This is a genomic window from Streptomyces sp. NPDC101227 (genome assembly GCF_044767545.1).
Classification (GTDB): domain Bacteria; phylum Actinomycetota; class Actinomycetes; order Streptomycetales; family Streptomycetaceae; genus Streptomyces.
Map to the genome: position 1 here is coordinate 348,292 of NZ_JBIWOD010000001.1, position 23,468 is coordinate 371,759.

The following is a 23,468-nucleotide window of genomic DNA, read 5'->3' on the forward strand; positions in this document are numbered from 1 at the left end:
TTACACATGTAAGCTTACAGTCGTTAGGCGAACGTTCGACTCATGGCGCACGCCGCTGCCCGGTGTGCGCGCGAGAAGCGAGATGAGCGAGATGACACTTTCCACCGCACCCGCACCGCTCCCCGTACAGCCCCCGGCCGGCTGCCCCTTCGATCCTCCCGCCGAATTCGGCGACCTGCGCACCGAGCAGCCGATCTCCAAGATCTCGCTCCCGGACGGCAGCTGGGCATGGCTTGCCACCCGCTACAGCGACATCCGCGCCATCCTCGGCGACACCCGCTTCAGCTCCGACACCACCCTGCACGGCTACCCCCTCAGCGGCATGACCGGCGGCGGCAACACCCAGAACCGCGGCTTCATCCGCATGGACCCGCCCGAGCACACCCGGCTCCGCCGCATGGTCACCCGGGAATTCATGGTCAAGCGCGTCGAGGCGCTCCGCCCGGAGATCCAGCGCATCACCGACGAACTGTGCGACGCCATGGAGCGCCGGGCAGGTCAGGACGTGGACCTCATCGAGGCGCTGGCCCTGCCCGTTCCCTCCCTCGTCATCAGCCTGCTGCTCGGTGTCCCCTACGACGACCACGACGTCTTCCAGCGGCTCACCGGCACGCTGCTCTCCCGTACCGTCCCGGACGCCGAACGGGAGGCCGCCCGCGTCGAACTGCGCGACTACCTCGACCAGTTGGTCACCACCAAGGAAGCTGACCCCCAGGACGACATCCTCGGCCGGCTCATCACCGAACAGCAGCGGACCGGCGAGATCACCCACGACGACGTCGCCGCCTTCGCCGCCCTGCTGCTCATCGCCGGGCACGAGACCACCGCCAACATGATCGGCCTCAGCGCCCTGACCCTCATGCGCGACCCGGCCACCGCGGAGCGGCTGCGCCAGGAGCCCGCGCTGATCCGCGGCGCCGTCGAGGAACTGCTGCGCTTCCACAGCATCATCCGCAACGGCCCGCGCCGGGTCGCCACCGTCGACATCGAGATCGACGGGCACCTCATCCGGGCCGGTGAGGGCGTCGTGGCGGCCGTACCGTCCGCCAACCGCGACGAGACCGTCTTCGCCGACGCCGACCGCCTCGACATCACCCGCCCCAACGCCCAGCACCACGTCGCCTTCGGCTACGGAATCCACCAGTGCCTCGGCCAGGCGCTGGCCCGCGTCGAACTCCAGGTGGTGATCGGCACCCTGCTGCGCCGCTTCCCCGCGCTGCGGCCCGCGGTGCCGGTCGAGGAGATCCCGTTCCGCACCGACATGGCGATCTACGGCTGCCATGCTTTGCCCGTCACCTGGTAGCCGGACACCTACAACGCCCAACGCCCCACAATCCCCACGGAGTTACCACCATGAAGATCACCATTGACGCCGACAAGTGCTGCGCCGCGGGCCAGTGCGTGCTGATCGCCCCCGAGGTCTTCGACCAGCGCGACGAGGACGGCGTCGTCGTCCTCCTCGACGCCGAACCGCCCGCCGAGCAGCACGACGCGGTCCGCGAAGCCGCCGCCATCTGCCCGGCCGCCGTCATCGAGGTGCACTGATGACCGCCCGGCCCATCGCCATCGTCGGCGCGTCGGCGGCCGGGCTCGCCGCCGCCGAGGCGCTGCGCCGCTTCGGCTGGAGCGGCCCGCTCACCCTCATCGGCGACGAACCCCATCTGCCGTACGACCGGCCGCCGCTGTCCAAACAGCTGCTGCACGGCGCATGGGAGCCGGACCGCCTGCTGCTGCGCACCACGGAACAGCTCGCACCGCTCGACCTGGACCTGCGGCTCGGCACCCGCGCGACCGGCCTCGACGCGGCCACCCGCACCCTCACCCTCGACGGCGAGCACCTGGCCTGCGCCGGAGTGATCATCGCCACCGGCGTGACGGCCCGTACGCTGCCCGGCGCCGAGAACATCGCCGGAGTGCACACCCTGCGCACCCTCGACGACGCGCTGGCCCTGCGCGCCCGGCTGACCGGCACCGGCCGCCGCCTGGTGATCGTCGGCAATGGCGTCCTGGGCTGCGAAGCCGCCGCGGTCGCACGGGAGTTGGGGCACGACGTCACCCTCGTCGGCATCGACGCGATACCGATGGCCGCCGCCGTCGGCACCGAGATCGGCGAACTGCTGGCCGAGGAACACCGGGCGCGCGGCGTGACCCTGCACACAGGAGCGGTCGACGGCTTCGAGACCACCGGGGAACGCGTCACCGGCGTACGGCTGACCGACGGCACCCTGCTGCCCGCCGACACCGTCCTGGTGGCGATCGGCTCCACCCCCGCCGTCGGCTGGCTGGGCGACGACCCGGCCCTGGACACCACCGACGGGCTGCGCTGCGACGCCTACTGCGCCGCCGCCCCCGGCATCTACGCCGCGGGCGACGTGGCCCGCTGGGACCACCCGGTGCACGGCCGGCCGCTGCGCTTCGAGCACCGGACGAACGCGAGCGAACAGGGCATGGCCGCCGCCCGCAACCTCCTGGCCGAGCTGGCCGCCGAGGGCACCGAAGGCGCCGGGAACGGGGAAGCCCAGGAGCGCCACCCGTTCGCCCCCGTCCCGTACTTCTGGTCCGACCAGTACGCCATCAAGCTCCAGGCATACGGACTGACCACGGGCGCCGACCGCGTCGAGACCACCGTGCTGGACCGGGCCGAGCGCCGGACCGTCGCCCTCTACGGCCGCGAAGGGAACGCCGTCGGCGTCCTGACGACCGGCCTGCCGCCCCGCCAGGTCCGCGCCCTGCGCGCGGTGATCGCCAGCCCCGCCCCCTGGGAGGAGGCGCGCGAGCGGATCCGCACCGCCACGGCCGCCGGCTGAGAGGTGCCGGATCACGGGGGACCGTGCCCGATCATGGAGGGATGGCCGACTCGTACGTACGGGTGCGCGGCGCCCGTGAGCACAACCTCCGCACCATCGATGTGGACATCCCGAGGGACGCGCTGGTCGCGTTCACCGGGGTGTCCGGATCGGGCAAGTCCTCCCTCGCCTTCGGCACCCTCTACGCCGAGGCGCAGCGCCGCTACTTCGAGTCGGTGGCCCCCTACGCCCGCCGCCTGATCCACCAGGTCGGCGCCCCGAAGGTCGAGGACATCACCGGCCTGCCACCCGCCGTCGCCCTCGAACAGCGGCGCTCCGCGCCGACCGCCCGCTCCTCCGTCGGCACCGTCACCACCCTCTCCAACACCCTGCGCATGCTCTTCTCCCGCGCCGGCGACTACCCGCACGGCACGACGGAACGCCTCGACTCCGACGCCTTCTCACCCAACACCGCGGCCGGCGCCTGCCCCCGGTGCCACGGCCTGGGCACCGTCCACCGCGTCACGGAGGACTCCCTGGTCCCCGACCCGGCCGTCTCCATCCGGGACGGTGCCATCGCCGCCTGGCCCGGCGCCTGGCAGGGCAAGAACCTCCGCGACATCCTCGCCGCCCTCGGCCACGACATCGACCGGCCCTGGCGCGAGCTGCCGCAGGCCGACCGCGACTGGATCCTGTTCACCGACGAACAGCCCGTCGTCACCGTCCACCCGGTACGCGACGCCGGCCGGATCCAACGCCCTTACCAGGGCCAGTACATGAGCGCCAAACGCTACGTCCTGCACACCTTCGCCGACTCCAAGAGCGACACCCTGCGCAAGCGCGTCCAGGGATTCCTGATCGCCGAGCCCTGCCCGGTGTGCGACGGGCGGCGGCTGCGCCCCGAGGCCCTGGCCGTCACCTTCGCGGGCCACCACATCGCCACCCTCGCGGGCCTGCCGCTCGGCGCCCTCGCCGAACTGCTGCGCCCCACCGCACAGCGGCCGGACGACGCCCCCGCCCCCACGCTCGCCCGCGACCTGGTGGCCCGCATCGAGGTGCTCACCGAACTCGGCCTCGGCTACCTGAGCATGGACCGCCCCGCGCCCACCCTCTCCGCCGGCGAACTCCAGCGCCTCCGCCTCGCCACCCAGCTGCGCTCCGGCCTCTTCGGCGTCGTCTACGTCCTGGACGAACCCTCCGCCGGCCTCCACCCCGCCGACACCGAATCCCTGCTCACCGTCCTCGGCAGGCTCAAGGAAGCGGGCAACTCGCTCTTCGTCGTCGAGCACGACATGGACGTGGTACGGCGCGCCGACTGGATCGTGGACATCGGCCCGCGCGCCGGGGAACACGGCGGCCAGGTCCTGCACAGCGGCCCGGTCGCCGGCCTCGCCCACGCCGCCGCCTCCGCCACCCGCCGCTTCCTCTTCGCCACCGAACCACCCGCCGAACGCACCCCGCGCACCCCCTCCGGCGCGCTGACCCTGCACGGCGTCACCCTGCACAACCTGAGCGGCCTGGACGCCGCCTTCCCGCTCGGCGTCTTCACCGCCGTCACCGGCGTCTCCGGATCCGGCAAAACGACACTGGTCACCCGGGTCCTCGCCGAGACCGTACGGGAACACCTGGGGACACCCGCATCCGAAGCGAGCGAGAGCGAGCCCGACACCGGCCCGACGGCCCGCGCCCAGCTCACCGGCGCCCAGGGCCTGGAGGCCATCGACCGGCTGGTACGCGTCGACCAGAAGCCCATCGGGCGCACGCCCCGCTCCAACCTCGCCACCTACACCGGACTGTTCGACGCCGTACGCAAGGTCTTCGCCGCCACCGACGAGGCCCGCGCCCGCGGCTACACCGCCGGGCGGTTCTCCTTCAACGTCGCCGCCGGCCGCTGCGAAACCTGCCAGGGCGAGGGCTTCGTCGCCGTCGAGCTGCTCTTCCTGCCCGGCACGTACGCGCCCTGCACCGCCTGCCACGGGGCCCGCTACAAGCCCGAGACGCTGGAGATCACCTACCGCGACCGCACCATCGCCGACGTCCTCGCCCTGACCGTCGACGACGCCGCCGGCTTCCTCGCCGACATTCCCGCCGCCGCCCGGAGCCTGCGCACCCTCCAGGACGTGGGCCTGGGCTATCTGCGGCTCGGCCAGCCCGCGACCGAACTGTCCGGCGGCGAGGCCCAGCGCATCAAACTCGCCACCGAACTCCAGCGCGCCCGCCGCGGCCACACCCTCTACCTCCTCGACGAGCCCACCACCGGGCTGCACCCCGCCGACACCGAGGTACTGCTGCGCCAGCTGCACGGCCTGGTGGACGCCGGCAACACCGTGGTGGTCGTCGAGCACGACATGGGGGTGGTCGCCGGCGCCGACCACGTCATCGACCTGGGGCCGGGCGGCGGCGCGGACGGCGGCCGGATCGTCGCCGCCGGCCCCCCGGCCGAGGTGGCGGCCGCCGCGGACAGCCGTACGGCGCCCTACCTGGCCCGACGGAGGGCGCGGCCGGAGCCATCTTGACGGTCCGCTAATGTACGCAGGTCAGATCACCAGGCAACACCACCGCGCAGCACTGCGCAGCACCACGAAGGGGGCACCTCTGATGGCAGACATCGAGAAGGCCAAGGCGGCATTCGCCCGGTTCGACGCGGACGGCGACGGCCAGGTCACGCCGGAAGAGTTCAAGCACGCGATGGCCGAGATGGGCGACCCGTACGTCACCGGCCCGATCGCCGAGGCCGTCATCAAGGCCAAGGACACCGACGGCAACGGCACGCTGTCCTTCGACGAGTTCTGGCAGTCCCTCCAGGACTGACCGCCCCTCGCACCCCCTTCACGACGGTCCCACCCGTCCGCCCGCGGCCGCGCGCAGCGCCGCCGGCCCGCGGGCGATCGGGGGCTGCGGCTCGCTGCGCGCGACAGCGCATCGGCGTGCCCGAGCAGCGCCGGCGCCGCCGGGGTGATCTCAGCGATGGCCGGCGCCCTGCTGCTGCGGGGCTGAGGTACCGACCGGCGGCGGGGCCGCGTCGTCGCCGGTGCCCCACCCGGACGGCTTCGTCCCCACGGAGAAGGCCAGTTCGCGGCCCGAGCGCAGCTCGCCGGTGGTGAGATAGGTACGGTCCCGCTCGACGCCGTCCAGGCGCACGGACTGCACATACCGGTTGGCGGACGACGTACCGGGCGCCTTGATGGTGAAGCCCCCGGCCGGGTAGTAGCGCCGGTCCAGCCGCAGGTCCACCCGGTCGAAGACCGGTGTGCTCAGCCCCCAGCTGTCGGTGCCCGGCTGCACCGGGAACACCCCGATCGACGAGAGCACCATCCACGCCGACATCGTCCCCAGGTCGTCGTTCCCGGTCATCCCGCTAGGGGCGTCGGTGAACAGCGTCAGCGCCGCATGCACCACATCCGTGGTCTTCCAGGGCCGACCGGTCGAGAGATAGGTGTACGGCGCGATCAGGTCGGGCTCGTTCTGCGGGTTGTACTTGTCCGCGTTGTAGTAGTCGTAGGGACCGTTCACCCACACCTTGCGGGCCGTCCTCTCCGGGTCCTTCAACAGCTCCTGATAGGCGAAGAAGGAATCAAGACGCTCGTCGGCCTTGCTCCTGCCGCCGATCAGCTCGATCATTCCCGGCAGGTCCTGCGGCACCAACCACTGGTACTGCCAGGACGTGCCCTCGTGAAAGCCCTCGCTCTTGGCGGGATCGGCGGGCCCGGTGAAGGCGCCCCGCGCGTCCCGGGCGCGGAAGAATCCGGTCGAACGGTCAAAGATCTTGCGGTAGTTCTGCGCGCGGACCGCATACCGGTCGGCGTCCGCCCGATGCCCCAGATCGCGCGCCATCTGCGCCAGCACGGCATCCGACAGGGCGTATTCCAGCGTCGCCGAGGCGCCGTGATCGAAGTCGGAGTCACCGGGCTTGGCGTGCGGCCGGCCCTTGATGTACGGGGCGAAGCCATCCCTCAGGTACGGGGCGTTGGCCTCCCGCCCGACGGCCGGCGAATCGGCCGGCGGCACCCCGTCGGCGTTCTTCTTCAGCGCCGCGTACGCCTCCTCCTCATGCCCCCGCAACAGCCCCTGCTGATAGGCGTTGGTCAGGAACGGCGTGACCGGATCGCCCGTCATGATGTTCGTCTCGACCGTGCCGTAGCCCCACTTGGGCAGCCAGCCGCTCTCCTTGTCGATCCGCAGCACCGACAGCGCCATGTCCCGGGACTCGCCCGGCGCGAGCAGTGCCAGCAGCTGCGCCTGGGTGCGGTAGGTGTCCCACAGCGACCAGTTCTGGTAGTAGGTGAAGCCGCTCGCCCGGTGGACCTTCTGGTCCCAGCCCGTGTAGCGGCCGTCCACATCGCTGCCGATGTTCGGCGCCAGGAACGACCGGTAGAGGGAGGAGTAGAAGGTACGGCGCAGGGTCTGGTCGCCGCCCTGCGCCCCGACCAGGGAAAGGCGGCGCTCCCAGGCGGCGTCCGCGGCGGCCCTCGTCCCGTCGAAGGAACGCCCGCCCTCGGCCCGCAGATTGCGGGCCGCGCCCGCCGCGTCGACGTAACTGAGGGCCGTGGTCGCCTCGACCGTACGGTCCCCGCGGGTGTCGAAGCGGGCGTACGCCCCGTGCCGCCCGCTCGCCGTGGAGCCCTTCGACCCGGGCGTCACCTTGTCCCCCTCCCAGGTCCCGTACGACGCGAACGGCCGGTCGAAGCGGGTGATCGTGTAGACGGTGTAGGGCTTGGTGTCCTGGCAGAAGCCGCGGCCGGTGATGGCGGTGCGGATGGTGCGGGAGTCCAGCACCTCGACCCGGGTGGAGACCGTTTTGTGCAGCGACTGGCCCGTATTGAGCAGCACATTGGCCTTGTCGGTGGCGGGGAAGGTGTAGCGCTGCCTGCCGGTGCGGGCGGTCGCGGTCAGCTCGGCCGTGATCCCGCCGTACGACGTCAGTCCGACGCGGTAGTAGCCGGGGCGGGCCGACTCGTCGTCATGGCGGTAGCCGGCGGCGTACTTCGCATAGTCGGTCTCGGTGATGGCGCCCGTGGTGGGCAGCACCGGCAGATCGCCGCCGAGCCCGCAGCCCACGCCGGAGACATGGACGGAGCTGAAGCCGCGGATGTGGTCGTCGTCGTAGTCGTAGCCGGTGGTGTGGCCGGTGTCGGGGGAGAGCTGCACCATGCCGAAGGGGACGGCGGCTCCGGGATACGTGTTGCCGTCGTTCTGGCTGCCGATGAACGGGTTGACCAGGCCGGTGAGCGGGGCGCCGCCGGGTGGTTCGGCCTGCGCGACGGGGACGGTGAGCGCGCTCCCGACGAGGGCGGCGGCCAGCACCGCTCCCGCGGTACGCAGCCGGTGACGTGCGATCCATGACATGGGTTCACAACCTCCGAGCCGACAACGTTGTCAGGGCGCGGTCATTCTTGGGGTCGGCCAGGTGCACGTCAAGGGTCCCGGCCGGAGCGTCTAGGCTCGCCCCCGTGCCATCACCGGACGAGACCACAGCCCCGCCCGCACCGCCCCGCCCCCTCCCGGCCGAGTTCGTCCGGTACGCCGTCGCCCTCGAGGTGCCCGAACTCGCCTGGGGCCACCTCAACGGCCGACTCACCGCCGAGGACACCGTCGAGCTGGCCTTCCTGCGCCGCTGCGACCTCGGCCCGCCCGCCGAGGACTTCGCCCGGATCCACGCCCTGGGGCCGGACGCGCCCGAGCTCGCCGCCGTATGCCGGGAACTCGTGGGGCGGGACGACCGGGACCGCCGGATCTGGGACCACCTCGCGCTCGCCCACCAGGCCCCGGACGACGCCGACCCCCGCCAACTGGCCGCCGGACGACAGGAGTTCCTGCTCGACCGCGCCGCCTCCGGCCGCGGCATGAACTGGCAGCACAGCTCCGCCCTGATGGGCACCGACCGCCCGGAAGAGGTGGACGCCGCGCTCGAACGGCGCGAGGAGCTGGTGGGCGTCGCGATCATCGGGCTGGCCCTCACCCATCCCGACGCGAAGGCGATCCTCCCCAGGGTCGCCCAGGTCATGGAAACGGCACTGGAGACCGGGGACCGAGAACTGCTCCGCCAGAGCACGGTCGCCCTCGCCCACACCGCCCGGCTGCACGGCACCGTCGACGGCCGCTGCCTGGAACTGCTGCGCCACTGCCCGCGCGGCAACGTGGCCGATGACGACCTGGCGACCTTCCTGCCGCGCCGGCAGCTGCCCTGGTGGCTGCGGCGGCATCATCTCCGGCACCGGCTTCGGTGGCTGCTGTGGGAGAAGTGGGTCTCTTAGGGGCGGCCGAACACATCCCGTAGGGGTTGCGAGCGCCCCCTGCGGGGCCACAACGCGGGGGGCCGGGGCGGAATTCCCGCGGCGCAGCGTGGAGAGGACCGTGGCGTGCAGGCCCGCGCGGAGCGCGCGCGAGAGCCCGCGGGGGACAGCAAGGCCGCCACCGGGGTCTGCGAGGGCGGCGTTTACCGGTGCGCGGGCCTCCTCCGCTGTCATCAGCTTCTGCCGTTCGGTCGGGGACCCAGTAACGGGGGGCTCGACCCACCGGACAAGCCCCCTGGAACGCGTCCCAGGGGGCTTCGTCGGCCTTCCCTCACCTACCGGCCCCGGCTCGCCATCCCATCCCTGAAAGCCGATCCGATGGAACCCCCAGAGCATTCGAGGCACGGGAAACCTGCCGTGGAGTGCGCGTGATTCGTGAGCTCAGGCCGGCAACAGCGAGGCACTAGTGAGCCGCCAGTGTCACGTCAGTACAACGTTAGGGCGGGGGGCGAAGCTCTCAGCAGATCAGGTGCTCACGGTGCTCGCACAGGGCATCGGTCGCACCGAACGTCACTCACGGGGAACCCGCAATGGGAAGTCCGCAAAGGCTTGGGCCGGCGCGGCACGGGGGTCCCAACTCAGGGGAGGAAATCCGCATGACCACCGGAATCAAGGGCTGCGACAACCAGTCGAACTCGTTCGTCTCTTTCCTCAATGAAGAGCACGCGGGGGACAGCGAGTCCGTGGGCCCGCGGTCGCACAGCGAAGCGTATGCGTGGATCTCGCAGCACAAGGACAAGCCGCTGAGCGTCCAGACCGGGCGGGGTCGCTGCATCATCTGGGATGACGACTGGAAGGTGAAGGGCGAGTGGGACGACGGCAAGGGGGAGTTCGTCTTCGCCAATGTCGAGCACAGCCCGCAGGACTACAAGATGACGGTCAGCGGCACGGGTGACATCAGCCTGTCCGCGGTCTGATCCGGGGACCGGGACCAGGAAGAGGGGGATCGTAATGCCGATGCAGGACTGGCGTCCCACGAACGCCATGGAGAATCTGACGGGAAACTGGGTGTACTACGTGTGCACCGCCGTCAACGCATTCGCGAACATCCATTTCAGCCGTCACGTGGACAATTCCGCCGAGGACCACATGGCGACAAATGATGGCGCCTATTACTACTACGGCGTGACCGGCACGTTCAATCAGGCCGCGCAACACGCCGATCAGGCCATCAGGCAGGCGCTCTACGACGCCTGGCAGGACTACTTCAAGGTGCAGTGAGACCTGCCTGAGGCGGTAGCCGATCCGCGGGCTCTGCCCGCTCCAACGGCCAGGAACAGCGGGACTGTTCCTGGCCATTGGGCTGTCCCGGTGATGCCGGCGAGCGACGGAGACCCCAAGGCGTGTCTGATAGGTCAGGGACTTTGGACATCGGTCCCGGTGCACGCCCGATCCAACACTCAAGGGGATGGTCATGTCCGCCGTAGCCGCACAGCATTCCTGCCCTACCGGTCCGACGTTCCTCCTGGTGCATGGCGCCTGGCACGGTGCCTGGTGCTGGGAAAAGCTGGAAGTCGAAATCGCTGTCCGAGGGTGGGCGTCCCGCACGGTCGATTTGCCGAGCGCCTCACATACGGACCGGCCGGCCGATCCCCTCCCCGGCGTCCTTGATGACGCCGATGTCATCCGGCAAGCCATCAAGGCCATCGAGGGCCCCGTCACGATCGTGGCACATTCCTACGGCGGCATCCCGGCGACCCAGGCCGCCGCCGGCAGCGCACACGTCACCCACCTCGTATACCTGGCTGCCTATCAGCTCGACGCGGGAGAGAACATGTTCTCTTTCCGGGGCGATGCCGAACCAGAATTGGTGGTGGTGGAAGGCCTCGTACACCCGGACGCCCATTCCATCGCCAACCTCTACGCGGACGTGCCCGAAGACGAAACCACCCGTGCCGCGGCCCGTCTGGTCCCGCACAGCGCCCGCTGCGCCACGGACCGGGTAAGCGAGGCGGGCTGGCGCGGCATTCCCTCCAGCTACATCGTCTGCGATCAGGATCGTGCACTCCTTCCCGCACACCAGGAAAAGATGGCAGCGCGAGCGAATGCCACCTACCACCTCCCCAGCGGCCATTCCCCGTTCCTTTCGATTCCCGCCGAGCTCGCCACTCTTCTTGGTGCCTGTCTGTGAAACTCACGGAGCTCGACGAACTCCTTCCGTTCAGTCGGTGATCGTTCCCCGTGCCTACCTCGTGCACCTCACCTCACCTCACCTCACTCAGCAGGCGCAGCAGGGCGCGGGCGCGTCTTCGGCGGGGAAGTGTCCCGTTGCGGGCAGGGTTTCCAGCCGGGCCCCGGGGATGGCCCGGGCGAGGCGCCGGGCGGTCGCGGGGACGAGCCACTGGTCGCGCTCGCCCACAGGACCAGCGTGGGCACTAGATCTGCGGCAACCGCCTCAACGGCGCCCACACCGGGCCCGCCACCAACGCGACCCGTCGGACACGCCCTAGGACTCGGGTGTCGCGCCCTGTCCCTTCGCCAGCTCGGACCGCTTGTACGAGTACGAGAAGTAGATGACCATGCCGACCAGGAACCACACGACGAAGCGCACCCAGGTCTGCCACTCCAGGAAGGTGATCAGCCAGATCGAGAAGCAGACCCCGATCGCCGGGACCACCGGCATGCCCGGTGTCCGGAAGGTGCGCGGCAGTTCGGGGCGCTTGTAGCGGAGCACGATCACCGCGACGCAGACCACCACGAACGCCAGCAGGATGCCGATGTTCGTCAGCTCGGCGGCCTCGCCGATCGGCAGGAAGCCCGCAATGGCCGCGGAGGCGATGCCGACGATCCAGGTCACCCGGGTCGGCACATGGTGCTTGGGGCTGGTCTTGGCGAACCACTTCGGCAGCAGGCCGTCCCGGCTCATCGAGAACCACACCCGGGTCACCCCGAGCATGAACGTGAACATCACGGTCAGGATGCCGATGATCGCGCCGACCGCGATGACATCCGCGAGGCCGCTGAGGCCCACCGACTTGAACGCGGTCGAGAAGCCGCTCTCCGGGTCGATGGACTTGTAGTCCTGCATACCCGTCAGCACCAGGCAGGCCAGCACGTACAGCACCATCGAGATCGCCAGCGAGTACATGATCGCCTTCGGCATATGGCGCTGCGCGTCCTTGGACTCCTCGGCCGCGGTGCTCATCGCGTCGTACCCGAAGACCGCGAAGAAGACGGTGGCCGCGCCGGTGAACGCGCCACTCACCCCGAACGGGAAGAATGGCCGGTAGTTGCCGGTGTTGATGTGGAAGAAGCCGACCGCGATCACGACGAGGACCACCAGGACCTTCAACGCCACCACGATCGTCTCGAAGCGTGCGGCGTTCCTGATGCCGAGGGTGAGGAGATAGGCGATCAGCAGGCAGAGGACCGCGGCGAAGAGGTCGACGCGGTGCCCCGGTCCGGTGCCCGGCGCGCCCAGCATCCAGGCGGGCAGATCGAGGCCCGCCTCGCCGAGCAGAAAGCCGAAGTAGCCCGAGATGCCGATCGCGACCACCGCCACGATCGCGGTGTACTCCAGCAGCAGGTCCCAGCCGATGAACCAGCCCGCGATCTCGCCGAGCACCGCATAGCCGTAGGTGTAGGCCGAGCCCGCCTTCGGGATCAGCCCGGCGAATTCGGCGTACGAGAAGGCGGCCGCGGCGCTGGCGATGCCCGCGATGAGGAAGGAGATCAGGACGGCCGGCCCGGCCTTCTCGTGGGCGACCGTACCGGCCAGGGTGAAGATGCCGGCGCCGATGATGCCGCCGATACCGATGGCGGTCAGCTGCCACAGGCCCAGCGCGCGGGTGAGCTGCTGGCTCGCCGCGCCTTCCGGCTCCTCGATGTGGTCGATCGGTTTGCGGCGCAATACGCCCTGTCCCGCGCGCAGGCCCATGCGTGATCCCTCCGTACGCTCCGTCGTGGTCCGACGGCGGATCATCATGGACCTTGGGCGGCCACTAAGAAAGGCGACTCCCTAGTACGGCCGGGACTTCCCGGCAGACGTACCCAGGAGGGGCGTCAAACGGCGTCAAACGGCGTCAAGCACCGGGCATCACACGGCGCCGGGCACCAGATGCAGGCCGGGGCGTCAGTCGGAGTCCTCCAGCCGGAAGCCGACCTTCAGACCGACCTGGTAGTGGTCGATTTCGCCGTCGACGATATGCCCGCGGACTTCGCTGATCTCGAACCAGTCGAGATTGCGCAGGGACTGCGAGGCGCGCTTGATGCCGTTGCTGATCGCGGCGTCCACGCTCTGCTGGGACGTACCGACGATATCGGTCACGCGATACGTGCGATCGGTCACGATGGTCTCCCTCGGCCGGGGCGGCGCTCCGCCCGTCCACTTTCCACCGTGCCTCAGGCCGGCGCGCCCCACCAGCGGAGCGGCCGGTGCCGTGCGGCTACGGGACGACCGTGACCGGCCAGCGTCCGGCCTTGACCAGGCGGAGGGCGACCGAGCCCATGATGCGGTGTCCGGCCGACTCCGACGCGCCGACCACCACCGCGTCCGCCGTGAGTTCATCGGCCATCTGCACCATGCCGTTGTACGGGTCCCCGCGCAGCGTATGGAACTCCCAGCGCACGTCGTATATCCCCTGGAGCCGGTCCGTCGCCTTGCGGATCTCGGCCATCAGCTCCTCGGCGACCTCGTTCGTGGCGTCCATGACGGGGGCGCCCATCGCCGCGCCGGCCGCCATCAGCGGCTGGACGTAGACCAGGACGAGCTTCGACCCCTGCCGTCGCGCCAGCCCGGCCGCGTACGCGGCGGCGCGCCACGACGAGTCGGAGCCGTCGACGCCGACGACGATGACCTTCGGGCCGTCCGTGCCGCGCTCGAAGGGCGCGGGAGTGCTCTCGTCCACAGCAGGGAGGGTAACCGCACATGCGTGCTGCGGGAGCCCCGGGCCACGCCGCCGTCCGCCTTACGGAGCCGGGTCGGGCCGGGCGGGAGCCGGCGGCCAGCTGTCCGCGGCCAGCACGCCCAGCACATAGGCCTTGGCGACCAGCGCGGTACGGCCCTGCACCCGCCAGCGGCGGGCCAGCCGGGTGAGGTGGTAGTTGACGCCGTCGACGGTGAGTCCCAGCGCGGTGCCGATCGCCGCCGTGGTCGCGCCCCCCGCGGCCAGCGCCAGGATCCGGGCCTCGACGGGGCTGGCCGCGCCGCGGGGCGGCGCGGGCGGCGGGTCGCTGTCGCGGACCCGTAGCAGCGCCAGCAGCGCGGGCGGCCGTACCGAGGAGTCGCCGACCGGATCGACCGTCAGCTCCCCCTCCAGCTCCGGGCCGTCGGACCCGACCCGCCACTGGACCGCCACCGGGTAGCGCGACCGGCGGCCCATCCGCAGCGCCTCCTCGATCCGCACGAGCTGCGCCTTGTCGCGCGGCTGGAACAGATCCAGCAGATTGCGGCCGCGCAGCTGTCCGGGGGCCGTGCCCCACTGAGCGGCCATCGCGGGGTTGGCGATCACCACCTCGCCGTCGGCGTGACAGACCGCGATGGGGGTGGGGATGCGGTCGAGGAGGATGAGGAAGTAGTTGCGCCACGGTCCGGCGGCATACGGCCCGGCGTGGTCCGGCTGCCGGTCGATCCCGTGGATGCATGCGTCGCCGCCTCCGTCGCCCGTGCCGTTGTCCATGGCCCCTGCCGCCTCCCTCATGGCCGCTCCCGCCGCCTCCCTCCGCGCCCCGCGTCCCTCCGGACGCCCTGGTGATCGTCCGCGTACGCCTTCGCGGCCGATCCGCAAGGGCGAGTGGCGAAAAACCACTGCACAATCATGCAGTTGCCCGGACCGGACCCGCACACCGGGCCGGTCACGCTGGAGGCATGACCGACATGATCGCGCTCCACACCGACGAACGCGCCGCCGACGACGGTATTCCGGTTGCCGACATCACGGCGTCCGGTGTCACCTCGACGCCGCTCCAGCAGGCCATGGACCTGGCCCGGGTCCACGGTCCGGTCTTCCGGCGCAGACTGGGCGACCGGGAGACGGTGTTCGTCTCCTCGCTGGACCTGGTCACCGAAATCGCCGACGAGAACCGCTTCGCCAAGGGCGTGTCGGTGATCTTGGAGAATGTCCGGGAATTCGCCGGTGACGGTCTGTTCACCGCTTACAACGACGAGCCGAACTGGGCCAAGGCGCACGAGGTGCTGATGCCCGCGTTCGCGCTCGGCTCGATGCGTACCTACCACCCGGCGATGCTCAAGGTCGCCCGCCGGGTCATGGCCAGTTGGGACCGCCGGGTCGCCGACGGCAGCGCCACCGACGTCGCCGAGGACATGACCCGGATGACGCTGGACACCATCGGGCTCGCGGGCTTCGGCTTCGACTTCGAGTCGTTCGCCCGGGACACCCCGCATCCGTTCGTCGAGGCGATGGTGCGCTGTCTGCAGTGGAGCGGCGCCAAGTTCGCCCGCAAGCCCGGGGTCGACCACTCCGCGGACGACGCGGCGTTCCGCGCCGACGCCGACTATCTCGCGTCCGTGGTCGACGAGGTCATCTCCGCCCGGACCGCGAGCGGCGAGAGCGGCGACGACGATCTGCTGGGCCTGATGCTCGGCTCGAGGGAGCAGGACGGGGAACACCAGGGCCCCGCCCTCGACCTCGCCAACATCCGCAACCAGGTCATCACCTTCCTGATCGCCGGCCACGAGACCACCTCCGGCGCGCTCTCCTTCGCCCTGTACCACCTGCTCAAGGACCCGGTCGCGCTGCGCCTGGCCCAGCGCGAGGCGGACGAGCTGTGGGGCGACGACCCGGACCCCGACCCGTCCTTCGAGGACATCGGCCGGCTGCCGTACACCCGGCAGGTCCTCAACGAGGCGCTCCGGCTGTGGCCGACCGCGGCCGCGTTCAGCCGTCAGGCCCAGCAGGACACCCTGCTCGGCGGCCGCTACCCCCTCAAGGCGGGCGACCTGGTCACGGTGCTCACGCCGATGCTGCACCGCGACCCGGCCTGGGGCGACAACCCCGACCTCTTCGACCCCTCCCGCTTCAGCCCGGACGCCGAGGCGGCCCGCTCCCCGCACGCGTACAAGCCCTTCGGAACGGGCGAACGCGCCTGTATCGGGCGGCAGTTCGCACTGCACGAGGCGACCATGCTGCTCGCCCTCCTGGTACACCGCTACCGCCTGATCGACCACAGCGGCTACCAACTGCGCATCAAGGAGACGCTGACCCTCAAGCCCGAGGCCTTCACGCTCACCCTCACCGCCCGCACGCCCGAGGACCGGGCCGCGAACCGCGCCGCCCTCGCCGTACTGCCCGGCGGCGCGACCACCGCCGAGGATGACGCCGCGACCGATGAGGGCCTGCCCACCCGCGTCCCCCAGGGCACCGGCCTGCTCCTGCTGCACGGCACCAACTACGGCACCTGCCGCGAGTTCGCCGAGCGGCTCGCCGACGAGGCCACCGGCCTGGGCTTCGCCGCCGAGGTGGCGCCGCTGGACACCTACGCGGGCGCGCTGCCCGCCGACCGGCCGGTCGCCATCGTCGCCGCCTCCTACAACGGGCAGCCCACCGACGACGCGGCCGCGTTCGTCGACTGGCTGCGCACCGCCCCGGAGGGCGCCGCCGACGGCATCCCGTACGCCGTCCTGGGCGTCGGCGACCGCAACTGGGCGGCGACCTACCAGCACGTGCCGACCCTCATCGACGACCGCCTCGACGCGCTCGGCGCCCGGCGCCTCCTGCCGCGCGCCGAGGCCGACGCCTCCGGAGACCTCAGCGGCACCGTCAAGGAATTCGCCCGCGCGCTGCGCACCCAGCTGCTGACGCGCTACGGGGACCCGGCGAGCATCGGCGCCGGCGCACCGGCCGCCGAGGACACCGGATACACCGTCACCGAGCTCACCGGCGGCCCGCTGGACGCGCTCGCCGCCCGGCACGACCTCGTCGAGATGACCGTGACCGAGGCCTACGACCTGACGGCGCAGGACTGGCCGCGCCCCAAGCGCTTCCTGCGCATCGCACTGCCCGACGGCGTCGGCTACCGCACCGCCGACCACCTCGCGGTGCTCCCGGCCAACGCACCCGCCGCCGTCGAACGGGCCGCGCGGGCGCTCGGCGCCGACCCGGACACCGTCCTCGCCCTGCGCACCGGCCGCCCCACCCGCGACGCCCTCCCCGTCGACCGCCCGCTGACCGTACGCCAGCTCCTCACCCACCACCTCGAGCTGGGCCACCGGCCGACTGCCGCCCAGGTCGCCCTGCTCGCCGCCCACAACCCCTGCCCGCCCGAGAAGGCGGCGCTGGAAGCCCTCCCCGAGGACGATCCCCGCACCCTGATCGACCTGATCGAGGCCCACCCGGCGCTGCGCGGCGCGCTGCCCTGGCCAACCGTCCTGGAGCTGCTGCCGCCGCTGCGCACCCGGCACTACTCCCTGTCCTCCTCGCCCGCCGCCGACGACCGGCACGCCGACCTGATGGTCTCGCTGCTGCCGGGCGGCACCGGCTCGACCCATCTCCACACCCTGCGGCCCGGCGACACCGTCCTGGCGCGCGTACAGCCCTGCCGCGAGGCCTTCCGTCTCGACCCGGCGGACCCCACCCCGGTCATCCTGGTCGCTGCCGGTACGGGGCTCGCGCCCTTCCGCGGCGCGGTCGCCGACCGGGTCGCCGCGGGCAGCACCACGCCCGCGCGGCTCTACTTCGGCTGCGACGACCCCGCGGGCGACTTCCTGCACGCCGCGGAGCTCACCGCCGCCCAGGAGGCCGGCGCCCTCACCCTCCACCCGGTCTTCAGCGCCCGGCCCGAAAACGGCCACCGCTTCGTCCAGCACCGCATCGCCGCGGAGGCCGCCGAGGTGTGGGAGCTGCTCCAGGCCGGCGCGCGGGTCTACGTCTGCGGCGACGGCAGCCGGATGGCACCCGGCGTCCGGGCCGCCTTCCGCGATCTGCACGGCGCCGCGGTGGGCGCCTCGCCGCAGGAGTCCGAGGCATGGCTGCGCGAACTGACCGCCGCCGGACGCTACATCGAGGATGTCTACGCGGCGGGGTGAGCCCCCCGCGCAGGGGCCTGGCTCTCCGGGCTCCGCGGGTTCAAGGTGGGTGGTGCGGCCGACGGGCCGCGCCACCCACCCGTCGGCCCGCCCGGCGAGGCGGGCCTACGGGCGCACCGACTGGGGGGACCGACGACATGACCGACGACGTGACCGCAGCCCTGACCACTTCCTCCCCGAGCACTTTCCCGACCCCGAATCGGGCCACTTCCCAGGCCGGTTCAGGGACCGCTAACCCGGCCACCGCGCCGGGCCGAGCACTGATCATCGGCGGCGGCATCGCCGGAGCGGTGACCGCGATGGCCCTCCAGAAGGCGGGCATCGAGGCGGAGATCTACGAAGCGTATCCGTCCGGCGCGGACGACGCCGGTGCTTTTTTCCTCGTCTTCGCCAACGGCCTCGAGGCGTTACGGGTGATCGACGCGCACGGCCCCGTCGTGGCCAACTCCTTCCCGGCGCACCGCGTCGCGTTCCTCGGCGACCGCGGCGAAAACCTGGGGGAGCGGCCCCTAGCGGGCACCGAACACGACGCGCGCCTCGGCCCGCGCACCCTGCGCCGGGCCACGCTCAACCGGGTACTGCACGCCGAGGCGGCGCGCCGCGGGATAGCCGTACGGCACGGCAAACGGCTGATCGGCGCGGAGAGAGTGGCGTCGGCCCACGGCACCCGCGTCGTCGCCGCCTTCGCCGACGGCAGTACCGCCGAGGGCGACGTCCTGATAGGCGCGGACGGCCTGCACTCCGTCACCCGCACCCTCATCGACCCGGCCGCGCCCCGCCCCCGCTACACGGGCCGCAACACCGTCTGCGGCTACACCCGTGCCGGCACGGCGCCGCCCACGCCGGACGCCTACACCATGATCTTCGGCAAACGGGCCTTCTTCGGCTGCACCCCCGCACCCGACGGCGAGGTCTGGTGGTTCGCCAGCGTCCCGGGCCCGGAACTGGACCGGTCCGGCCCCGCCGCCGTCACCCCCGGCGCCTGGCGCCAACGGCTCGGCGCACTCTTCGACGGCGACCACACCCCGGCCGCCGCCCTGGTCCGCGCGACCGCCGGGGACCGCATCACCGCCGCCAATGCCTACGACCTCGCCAGCACCCCCGTCTGGCACACCGACACCATGGTCATCATCGGCGACGCCGCCCACGCGGCGGCCCCGCACGCCGCCCAGGGCGCCTCGATGGCCATCGAGGACGGCATCGTCCTCGCCACCTGCCTGCGCGACCGGCCGGACCCTCCGAGCGCCTTCGCCGCGTACGACGGGCTGCGCCGGGAGCGGGTGGAGAAGACCGTCGCGGCCAGCGCCGCCATGGCCGCGCCCATCGGCTCGCAAGCGGCGGGCCGCCCCGCGCTCCGTACCCCCGAGCGGGGTGGCGGGGGCGCCGGCAACTGGCTCACGGAGTACCGCATCGCGTGGTGAGAGTGCCGGGGACGCGAGCGGTGCGGGCGAAGGTCTGTTACCGCTCGTCCCCGCGCCGCCCGGCCGCCCCCGGCAGATGGACGATGACCAGCACCATGCCGGCCACCAAGAAGTTACGGGTCGCCGCCTCCAGCCCGTTCCAGGCCTTCGACTGCCACATCGCGAACCACTCGCCGCCGACCGCGATGAACCCCGCCCCGAACAGCACCAGCACCATCAGCAGCCCGGCCGTCGCCATCCGCCGGGCCCCTGCGAAGTCGCCGCGCCGCAGGCCCGCCACCCCGAGCGCGGTGGCCAGGACCAGCACCGCCGCGGCCACCGTCTCCCAGGCGATGATCGCCAGATACGCGGCGTCCTGCACGGAGCCCGAGGTGATGGCCCGCCACATCAGCTGCCGGTCCTGGAACGTGGTGTCCATGGCCAGGACATGGCGGACGAACTGCCGATTGGTGTCGAAGTCCGTGATGTTCCCGAACGCGACGAGCGCCATGTAGAGCGCGACCGTCCCGGTCAGCACGGTCGCCGCGAGCGGCAGCGCCCGCGACGTCCCAGGGGTCTTCGCCGTACGGGTCTTCGCCGTACGGGTCTTCGCCGTACGGGTCTCCGCCGTACGGCTCGCCTCCGTACCGCTGGTCTCGGCACGGGTATTCCGGGGCATACGCCCTCCCTCGTCGGTCCGGGTGTCCGCCCCCCGGCCGCCACTGTAACCAAGTCCCGTACGCTGCTGCCCGTTCGGCCGACCGGGTGACCGACCGGGCGGGGATCTAGGGGAAGCGGGGCTCATGAACGGTAAGCGGTGTGCGGGGACGGTCGCGGTCGCCGCGGCGGCGGTGATCGCGGTGACCGGTCCGGCGGGTGCCGAACCGGCCGCAATGACATACGACACCAGCACCTCGGTGGGCGTCCACAATGCCTACGAGAAAGACAAGTACCCATACTTCGCCGATGCGTTGGATTCCGGCGCGGCACTCGTGGAACTCGACGTCTGGGCCAACGGGCTCGGCCGGTCCTGGCGGGTCTCCCACAGCAACCCGCTGGGGAACAACAACAACTGTGAGGGCGCCGCGAACGCCGCGGAGCTGCGCACCAAGGACCGCGACCAGAACTTCGGCGCCTGCCTCGCCGACATGAAGGCCTGGCACGACGCCCACCCCGGCCACCGCCCGATACTCGTCAAGATCGAGATGAAGGACGGCTTCAACGCCAAGGGCGGCCGCGGCCCCGCCGAATTCGACGCGCTGGTCCGCCAGAAGCTGGGCGATGCCGTATTCGGACCCGGCGACCTGACGGCGGGACACCCCACCCCGGACGAGGCGGTACGGGCCGACGGCTGGCCCGCCCGCTCCGCCCTGGCGGGCAAATTCCTGATCGAGTTGATACCCGGCACCGTCGAGGAGAGCAACCCCTTCGACAAGCTGTGGACCGACGTCGAGTACGCCACCCACCTCAAAGACCTCGCCGCGCGGGGCGAGCTGGCGCAGTCGACCGCCTTCCCCGCGGTGCACGGCGCGACCGCCGGCGACCCCCGCGAGCGCTACACCGACCCGGCGCTGCGCCCCTGGTTCGTGGTCTTCGACGGCGATGCCGCGACCTACCTGAACGGCGGCATCGACACCGCCTGGTACGACAACCGGCACTACCTGCTCATCATGACCGACGCCCACAAGGTCCCGCCGGAGATCGACGGCACCCACCCCACCGAGGCCGACGCCCTCGCCCGGGTCCGCCAACTCGCCGCCGCCCACGCGAGCTTCGCCACCGCGGACTGGTACCCGCTGCCGTCCGTGCTCCGGACGGTGGAGCGCCGGGGAGGCTGAGCGGGCCGACCGGGGGCGCGGGGCCCGGCCATGATCCGTCGGACGGACCTTAGGACGTGGCCCGCCGGTACAGCTTCGCCACGTCCGCGTCGAAGCGGCTGCTGTACGACGTGGCGTCGTCCCCGCCCCCGTCCAGGCCGCCGATGACGCCGATGAGCGAGCCGGTGCCGGTGGCGCGGTCCACGTCGATGAGCATGGGCCCGCCGCTGGTGCCGTTCGGGAATCCCGGGCAGGCGAAGCGCAGCTGGGTCGGGCTCTGGGCGTCCGCCGTGTGACGGCAGCCCAGCGGGGTGTCCCGGTCGTCGGGGTAGCCGGTGAGCTGGGCCGGGCGGCCGGCGGGCGCCTGGAAGCGGATGCGCTCGGCTCCGGTGACCTCCTCGATGGTGCGTCCGTCGGCCGCCCGCCCGGCCCGGCGCACGCGGACGAACGCCACATCGCGGTCGGGGTCCCGGTCGCTGATCCAGCGCGGGTCGACATCGATCCGGGTGGGCACCCACAGGCCGTACGGCACGGTCCGGTCGTGCAGACCGGGCGCGAACACCAGCCGGGTGCGGAAGCCGCCGTCATGGACGCAGTGCGCGGCGGTGACGATGAGGTCGCCCGCGGGGGAGTGCACCACGCTCGCGGTGCAGTGGTGTGTCGGGTCGCCGTCGTCGCCGGGCGAGAAGAGCGCGCCGACCGGGGCGACCGGTGCGGTCGGCGCCGCCCGCAGCGGCCGGGACGCCGGGAGCGGGGGCGGGGAGCCGGCGCGGTCGGCCGGCACCGGCACCGCCGGTCCGGGCCGTTCCCGGTACGGTCCGGCGAGCACCGCGGCGGCGGCCGTGTCCCCGGCGCGGTGCCCGGGGACGTACCAGCCCGCGCCGGGATCCCCGGCCGCCAGGTACGGATCGCGCGGCCCGGGCCACAGCAGCAGCGCCGCGCCGCCCGCCACCGTCGTCGTCACCAGCAGCGCCAGCGACACCCGCAGCAGAGCACCGCCCCGGCTCCGCCCGCGCCCGGCCGGCCCCGCGGCGCGCGGCGGCTCCTCCGTCGCCGTCCGCCCGTACTCGCCCGTCTCCACCAGCAGCCGCCTCGCCACATCGGCCGGCGCCACCCCGTCGTAAGGACGGCGCGGCGCCGGGACCGGTTATCGGATAGGTGGCCAGTCTGCGGTATGCCGGCCCGCCGGGGCGCGATGCCACGGCGGGCCGGGAGCGGCCGGGGCTATGCGGTTGCCGGATTGCGCCCGATCAGCGTCATCGCCAGCCCGGACTCGTTCGGGAAGTCCATCGGGACGATGCCCAGCCCCGTCCAGCCGCCCGCCTCCGAACCCGTCAGCAGGCTCTTGACCTGTGGGTTGAGGCGGTCGGCGTTGGAGCGGGGCGGCAGCAGGGCGGCGGTGCTGACGTAGTTGACGTACAGCTTGCCGGGCGCGGTGGCCGCTTTGCGGAACTGCGCCTCGACCTTCGGCCACTTCGCGAACGGCTCCGCCATGTAGTCGTCCTGGATGTCGAAGAGCTGGGGGTCGGCGTACCGGACGCCCGGCATCCCGTCGGAGTCCGCCAGCAGGACGACCCTGCCCCGCGCCTGGCCGAGCGAGGGCAGACCACCGTCGAGGCGGAACAGCGAGCGATAGCCCTTGTCGTCGAGATAGATGTCGAAGATCCGGCGGAACTCCTCGGCGGCGACCTCCGAGTACTCCTGCTTGACCCGCATCAGCACGGTCTCGGAAGGGTGCGCCTGCAAGAACGCCCGGCAGGCGTTGAGCACATCGCCGAACATCAGCTCCTGGTAGAAGGCGCCGTGATGGATGGCGAAGACGTTGTCGATCGCCCGGCAGCGGACGTCCAAGAAGCGGATGCCGGACGCCAGTTGGGCGTCGATGCCGGTGTTCTGGCAGGCGACCCAGGGGCCGCCGATGCGGGCGCCGGAGTCATGGGTGCCCGGTATCGTCAACCGCTGCACGGGCGTCGCATCGGCGACGGCCGACATCCAGTCCTGGACGGAGACCGCGGCGGAGCCGGCTGATGCCCGCTCCGCCGCCGTGGCCGTGAACCGTGCGCCACCGATCCCGGCCAGCGCCCCGGCCGCCGACAGTCCGGCCGCGCCCCTGAGAAAACCCCGCCGATCCAGTCCCATCCCGCAACCCCTGTCCCGGTACGAACGCGTGACCGAGGCATCGAACCATA

General features: G+C 71.8%; 21 protein-coding genes. 12 read left to right on the forward strand and 9 right to left on the reverse strand.

Annotation, left to right across the window (positions count from 1 at the left end; genetic code table 11):
• The first annotated feature begins 91 nt into the window (after window positions 1-91).
• From ACIRPT_RS01540 to ACIRPT_RS01560, 5 genes are all read left to right on the forward strand, one after another.
• Entirely contained in the window at window positions 92-1,303 is a 1,212-nt protein-coding gene (locus ACIRPT_RS01540; RefSeq protein ID WP_403821752.1) for a cytochrome P450, read from the forward strand.
• A 50-nt stretch (window positions 1,304-1,353) separates the two neighbouring features.
• Complete coding sequence (locus ACIRPT_RS01545; RefSeq protein ID WP_403498030.1) at window positions 1,354-1,545, forward strand: ferredoxin; 192 nt, start codon at window positions 1,354-1,356, stop codon at window positions 1,543-1,545.
• Window positions 1,545-2,807, forward strand: coding sequence for an NAD(P)/FAD-dependent oxidoreductase (locus ACIRPT_RS01550; RefSeq protein ID WP_403820526.1), 1,263 nt, complete (start codon window positions 1,545-1,547; stop codon window positions 2,805-2,807). The genes ACIRPT_RS01545 and ACIRPT_RS01550 overlap by 1 nt, the downstream gene beginning before the upstream one ends.
• A gap of 41 nt (window positions 2,808-2,848) precedes the next feature.
• Window positions 2,849-5,302 carry an ABC transporter gene (locus ACIRPT_RS01555; RefSeq protein ID WP_403820529.1) on the forward strand — a complete coding sequence of 818 codons (2,454 nt, stop codon included), beginning with the start codon at window positions 2,849-2,851 and terminating at the stop codon, window positions 5,300-5,302.
• 82 nt (window positions 5,303-5,384) lie between these two features.
• Window positions 5,385-5,597, forward strand: a complete 213-nt coding sequence (locus tag ACIRPT_RS01560) for an EF-hand domain-containing protein (protein ID WP_403498034.1) — start codon at window positions 5,385-5,387, stop codon at window positions 5,595-5,597.
• 150 nt (window positions 5,598-5,747) lie between these two features.
• Here ACIRPT_RS01560 and ACIRPT_RS01565 read toward each other — a convergent pair whose 3' ends face one another.
• Complete coding sequence (locus ACIRPT_RS01565; protein WP_403820532.1) at window positions 5,748-8,132, reverse strand: GH92 family glycosyl hydrolase; 2,385 nt, start codon at window positions 8,130-8,132, stop codon at window positions 5,748-5,750.
• Window positions 8,133-8,236: 104 nt separating this feature from the next.
• Between ACIRPT_RS01565 and ACIRPT_RS01570 the strand changes: the two genes are divergently transcribed.
• From ACIRPT_RS01570 to ACIRPT_RS01585, 4 genes are all read left to right on the forward strand, one after another.
• Entirely contained in the window at window positions 8,237-9,040 is an 804-nt protein-coding gene (locus tag ACIRPT_RS01570) for a hypothetical protein (RefSeq protein ID WP_403820535.1), read from the forward strand.
• 635 nt (window positions 9,041-9,675) lie between these two features.
• A complete protein-coding gene (locus tag ACIRPT_RS01575) occupies window positions 9,676-9,996 on the forward strand; it encodes a hypothetical protein (RefSeq protein ID WP_403498043.1) in 321 nt (106 codons plus the stop codon).
• Between the two features lie 34 nt (window positions 9,997-10,030).
• Complete coding sequence (locus ACIRPT_RS01580) at window positions 10,031-10,300, forward strand: hypothetical protein (protein WP_403498045.1); 270 nt, start codon at window positions 10,031-10,033, stop codon at window positions 10,298-10,300.
• 193 nt (window positions 10,301-10,493) lie between these two features.
• Window positions 10,494-11,210: an alpha/beta fold hydrolase gene (locus tag ACIRPT_RS01585; protein WP_403820540.1), complete on the forward strand. Its 717-nt coding sequence runs from the start codon at window positions 10,494-10,496 to the stop codon at window positions 11,208-11,210.
• Between the two features lie 87 nt (window positions 11,211-11,297).
• Here the strand turns inward: ACIRPT_RS01585 and ACIRPT_RS01590 are convergent, their stop codons facing one another.
• From ACIRPT_RS01590 to ACIRPT_RS01610, 5 genes are all read right to left on the reverse strand, one after another.
• On the reverse strand, window positions 11,298-11,438 hold the full coding sequence (locus tag ACIRPT_RS01590; RefSeq protein ID WP_403820543.1) for an alpha/beta fold hydrolase: 141 nt from the start codon (window positions 11,436-11,438) through the stop codon (window positions 11,298-11,300).
• Between the two features lie 87 nt (window positions 11,439-11,525).
• Entirely contained in the window at window positions 11,526-12,956 is a 1,431-nt protein-coding gene (locus ACIRPT_RS01595) for an amino acid permease (protein ID WP_403820546.1), read from the reverse strand.
• A gap of 195 nt (window positions 12,957-13,151) precedes the next feature.
• Window positions 13,152-13,367: a dodecin gene (locus tag ACIRPT_RS01600; protein WP_400059226.1), complete on the reverse strand. Its 216-nt coding sequence runs from the start codon at window positions 13,365-13,367 to the stop codon at window positions 13,152-13,154.
• Window positions 13,368-13,464: 97 nt separating this feature from the next.
• Window positions 13,465-13,926 carry a universal stress protein gene (locus ACIRPT_RS01605; protein WP_403820549.1) on the reverse strand — a complete coding sequence of 154 codons (462 nt, stop codon included), beginning with the start codon at window positions 13,924-13,926 and terminating at the stop codon, window positions 13,465-13,467.
• A 60-nt stretch (window positions 13,927-13,986) separates the two neighbouring features.
• Window positions 13,987-14,718: a PAS domain-containing protein gene (locus ACIRPT_RS01610; RefSeq protein WP_403820552.1), complete on the reverse strand. Its 732-nt coding sequence runs from the start codon at window positions 14,716-14,718 to the stop codon at window positions 13,987-13,989.
• A gap of 167 nt (window positions 14,719-14,885) precedes the next feature.
• On the opposite strand from ACIRPT_RS01610, the gene ACIRPT_RS01615 reads away from it, so the two are divergent.
• Together ACIRPT_RS01615 and ACIRPT_RS01620 are read left to right on the forward strand one after the other, a co-directional pair.
• On the forward strand, window positions 14,886-18,062 hold the full coding sequence (locus ACIRPT_RS01615; protein WP_403820555.1) for a bifunctional cytochrome P450/NADPH--P450 reductase: 3,177 nt from the start codon (window positions 14,886-14,888) through the stop codon (window positions 18,060-18,062).
• A 137-nt stretch (window positions 18,063-18,199) separates the two neighbouring features.
• Window positions 18,200-19,483 carry an FAD-dependent monooxygenase gene (locus tag ACIRPT_RS01620; RefSeq protein ID WP_403820558.1) on the forward strand — a complete coding sequence of 428 codons (1,284 nt, stop codon included), beginning with the start codon at window positions 18,200-18,202 and terminating at the stop codon, window positions 19,481-19,483.
• Window positions 19,484-19,520: 37 nt separating this feature from the next.
• Here ACIRPT_RS01620 and ACIRPT_RS01625 read toward each other — a convergent pair whose 3' ends face one another.
• On the reverse strand, window positions 19,521-20,141 hold the full coding sequence (locus tag ACIRPT_RS01625) for a DUF2165 domain-containing protein (RefSeq protein WP_403820561.1): 621 nt from the start codon (window positions 20,139-20,141) through the stop codon (window positions 19,521-19,523).
• Window positions 20,142-20,265: 124 nt separating this feature from the next.
• Here ACIRPT_RS01625 and ACIRPT_RS01630 point away from each other — a divergent pair, with 124 nt between their 5' ends.
• Window positions 20,266-21,300, forward strand: a complete 1,035-nt coding sequence (locus ACIRPT_RS01630) for a phosphatidylinositol-specific phospholipase C domain-containing protein (RefSeq protein ID WP_403820564.1) — start codon at window positions 20,266-20,268, stop codon at window positions 21,298-21,300.
• A gap of 49 nt (window positions 21,301-21,349) precedes the next feature.
• On the opposite strand, the gene ACIRPT_RS01635 is transcribed toward ACIRPT_RS01630, so the two are convergent.
• Both ACIRPT_RS01635 and ACIRPT_RS01640 read right to left on the reverse strand, forming a co-directional pair.
• Window positions 21,350-22,360, reverse strand: coding sequence for a trypsin-like serine peptidase (locus ACIRPT_RS01635; protein ID WP_403820566.1), 1,011 nt, complete (start codon window positions 22,358-22,360; stop codon window positions 21,350-21,352).
• A 143-nt stretch (window positions 22,361-22,503) separates the two neighbouring features.
• A complete protein-coding gene (locus tag ACIRPT_RS01640; RefSeq protein WP_403820569.1) occupies window positions 22,504-23,418 on the reverse strand; it encodes a phosphatidylinositol-specific phospholipase C in 915 nt (304 codons plus the stop codon).
• Window positions 23,419-23,468: the final 50 nt, after the last annotated feature.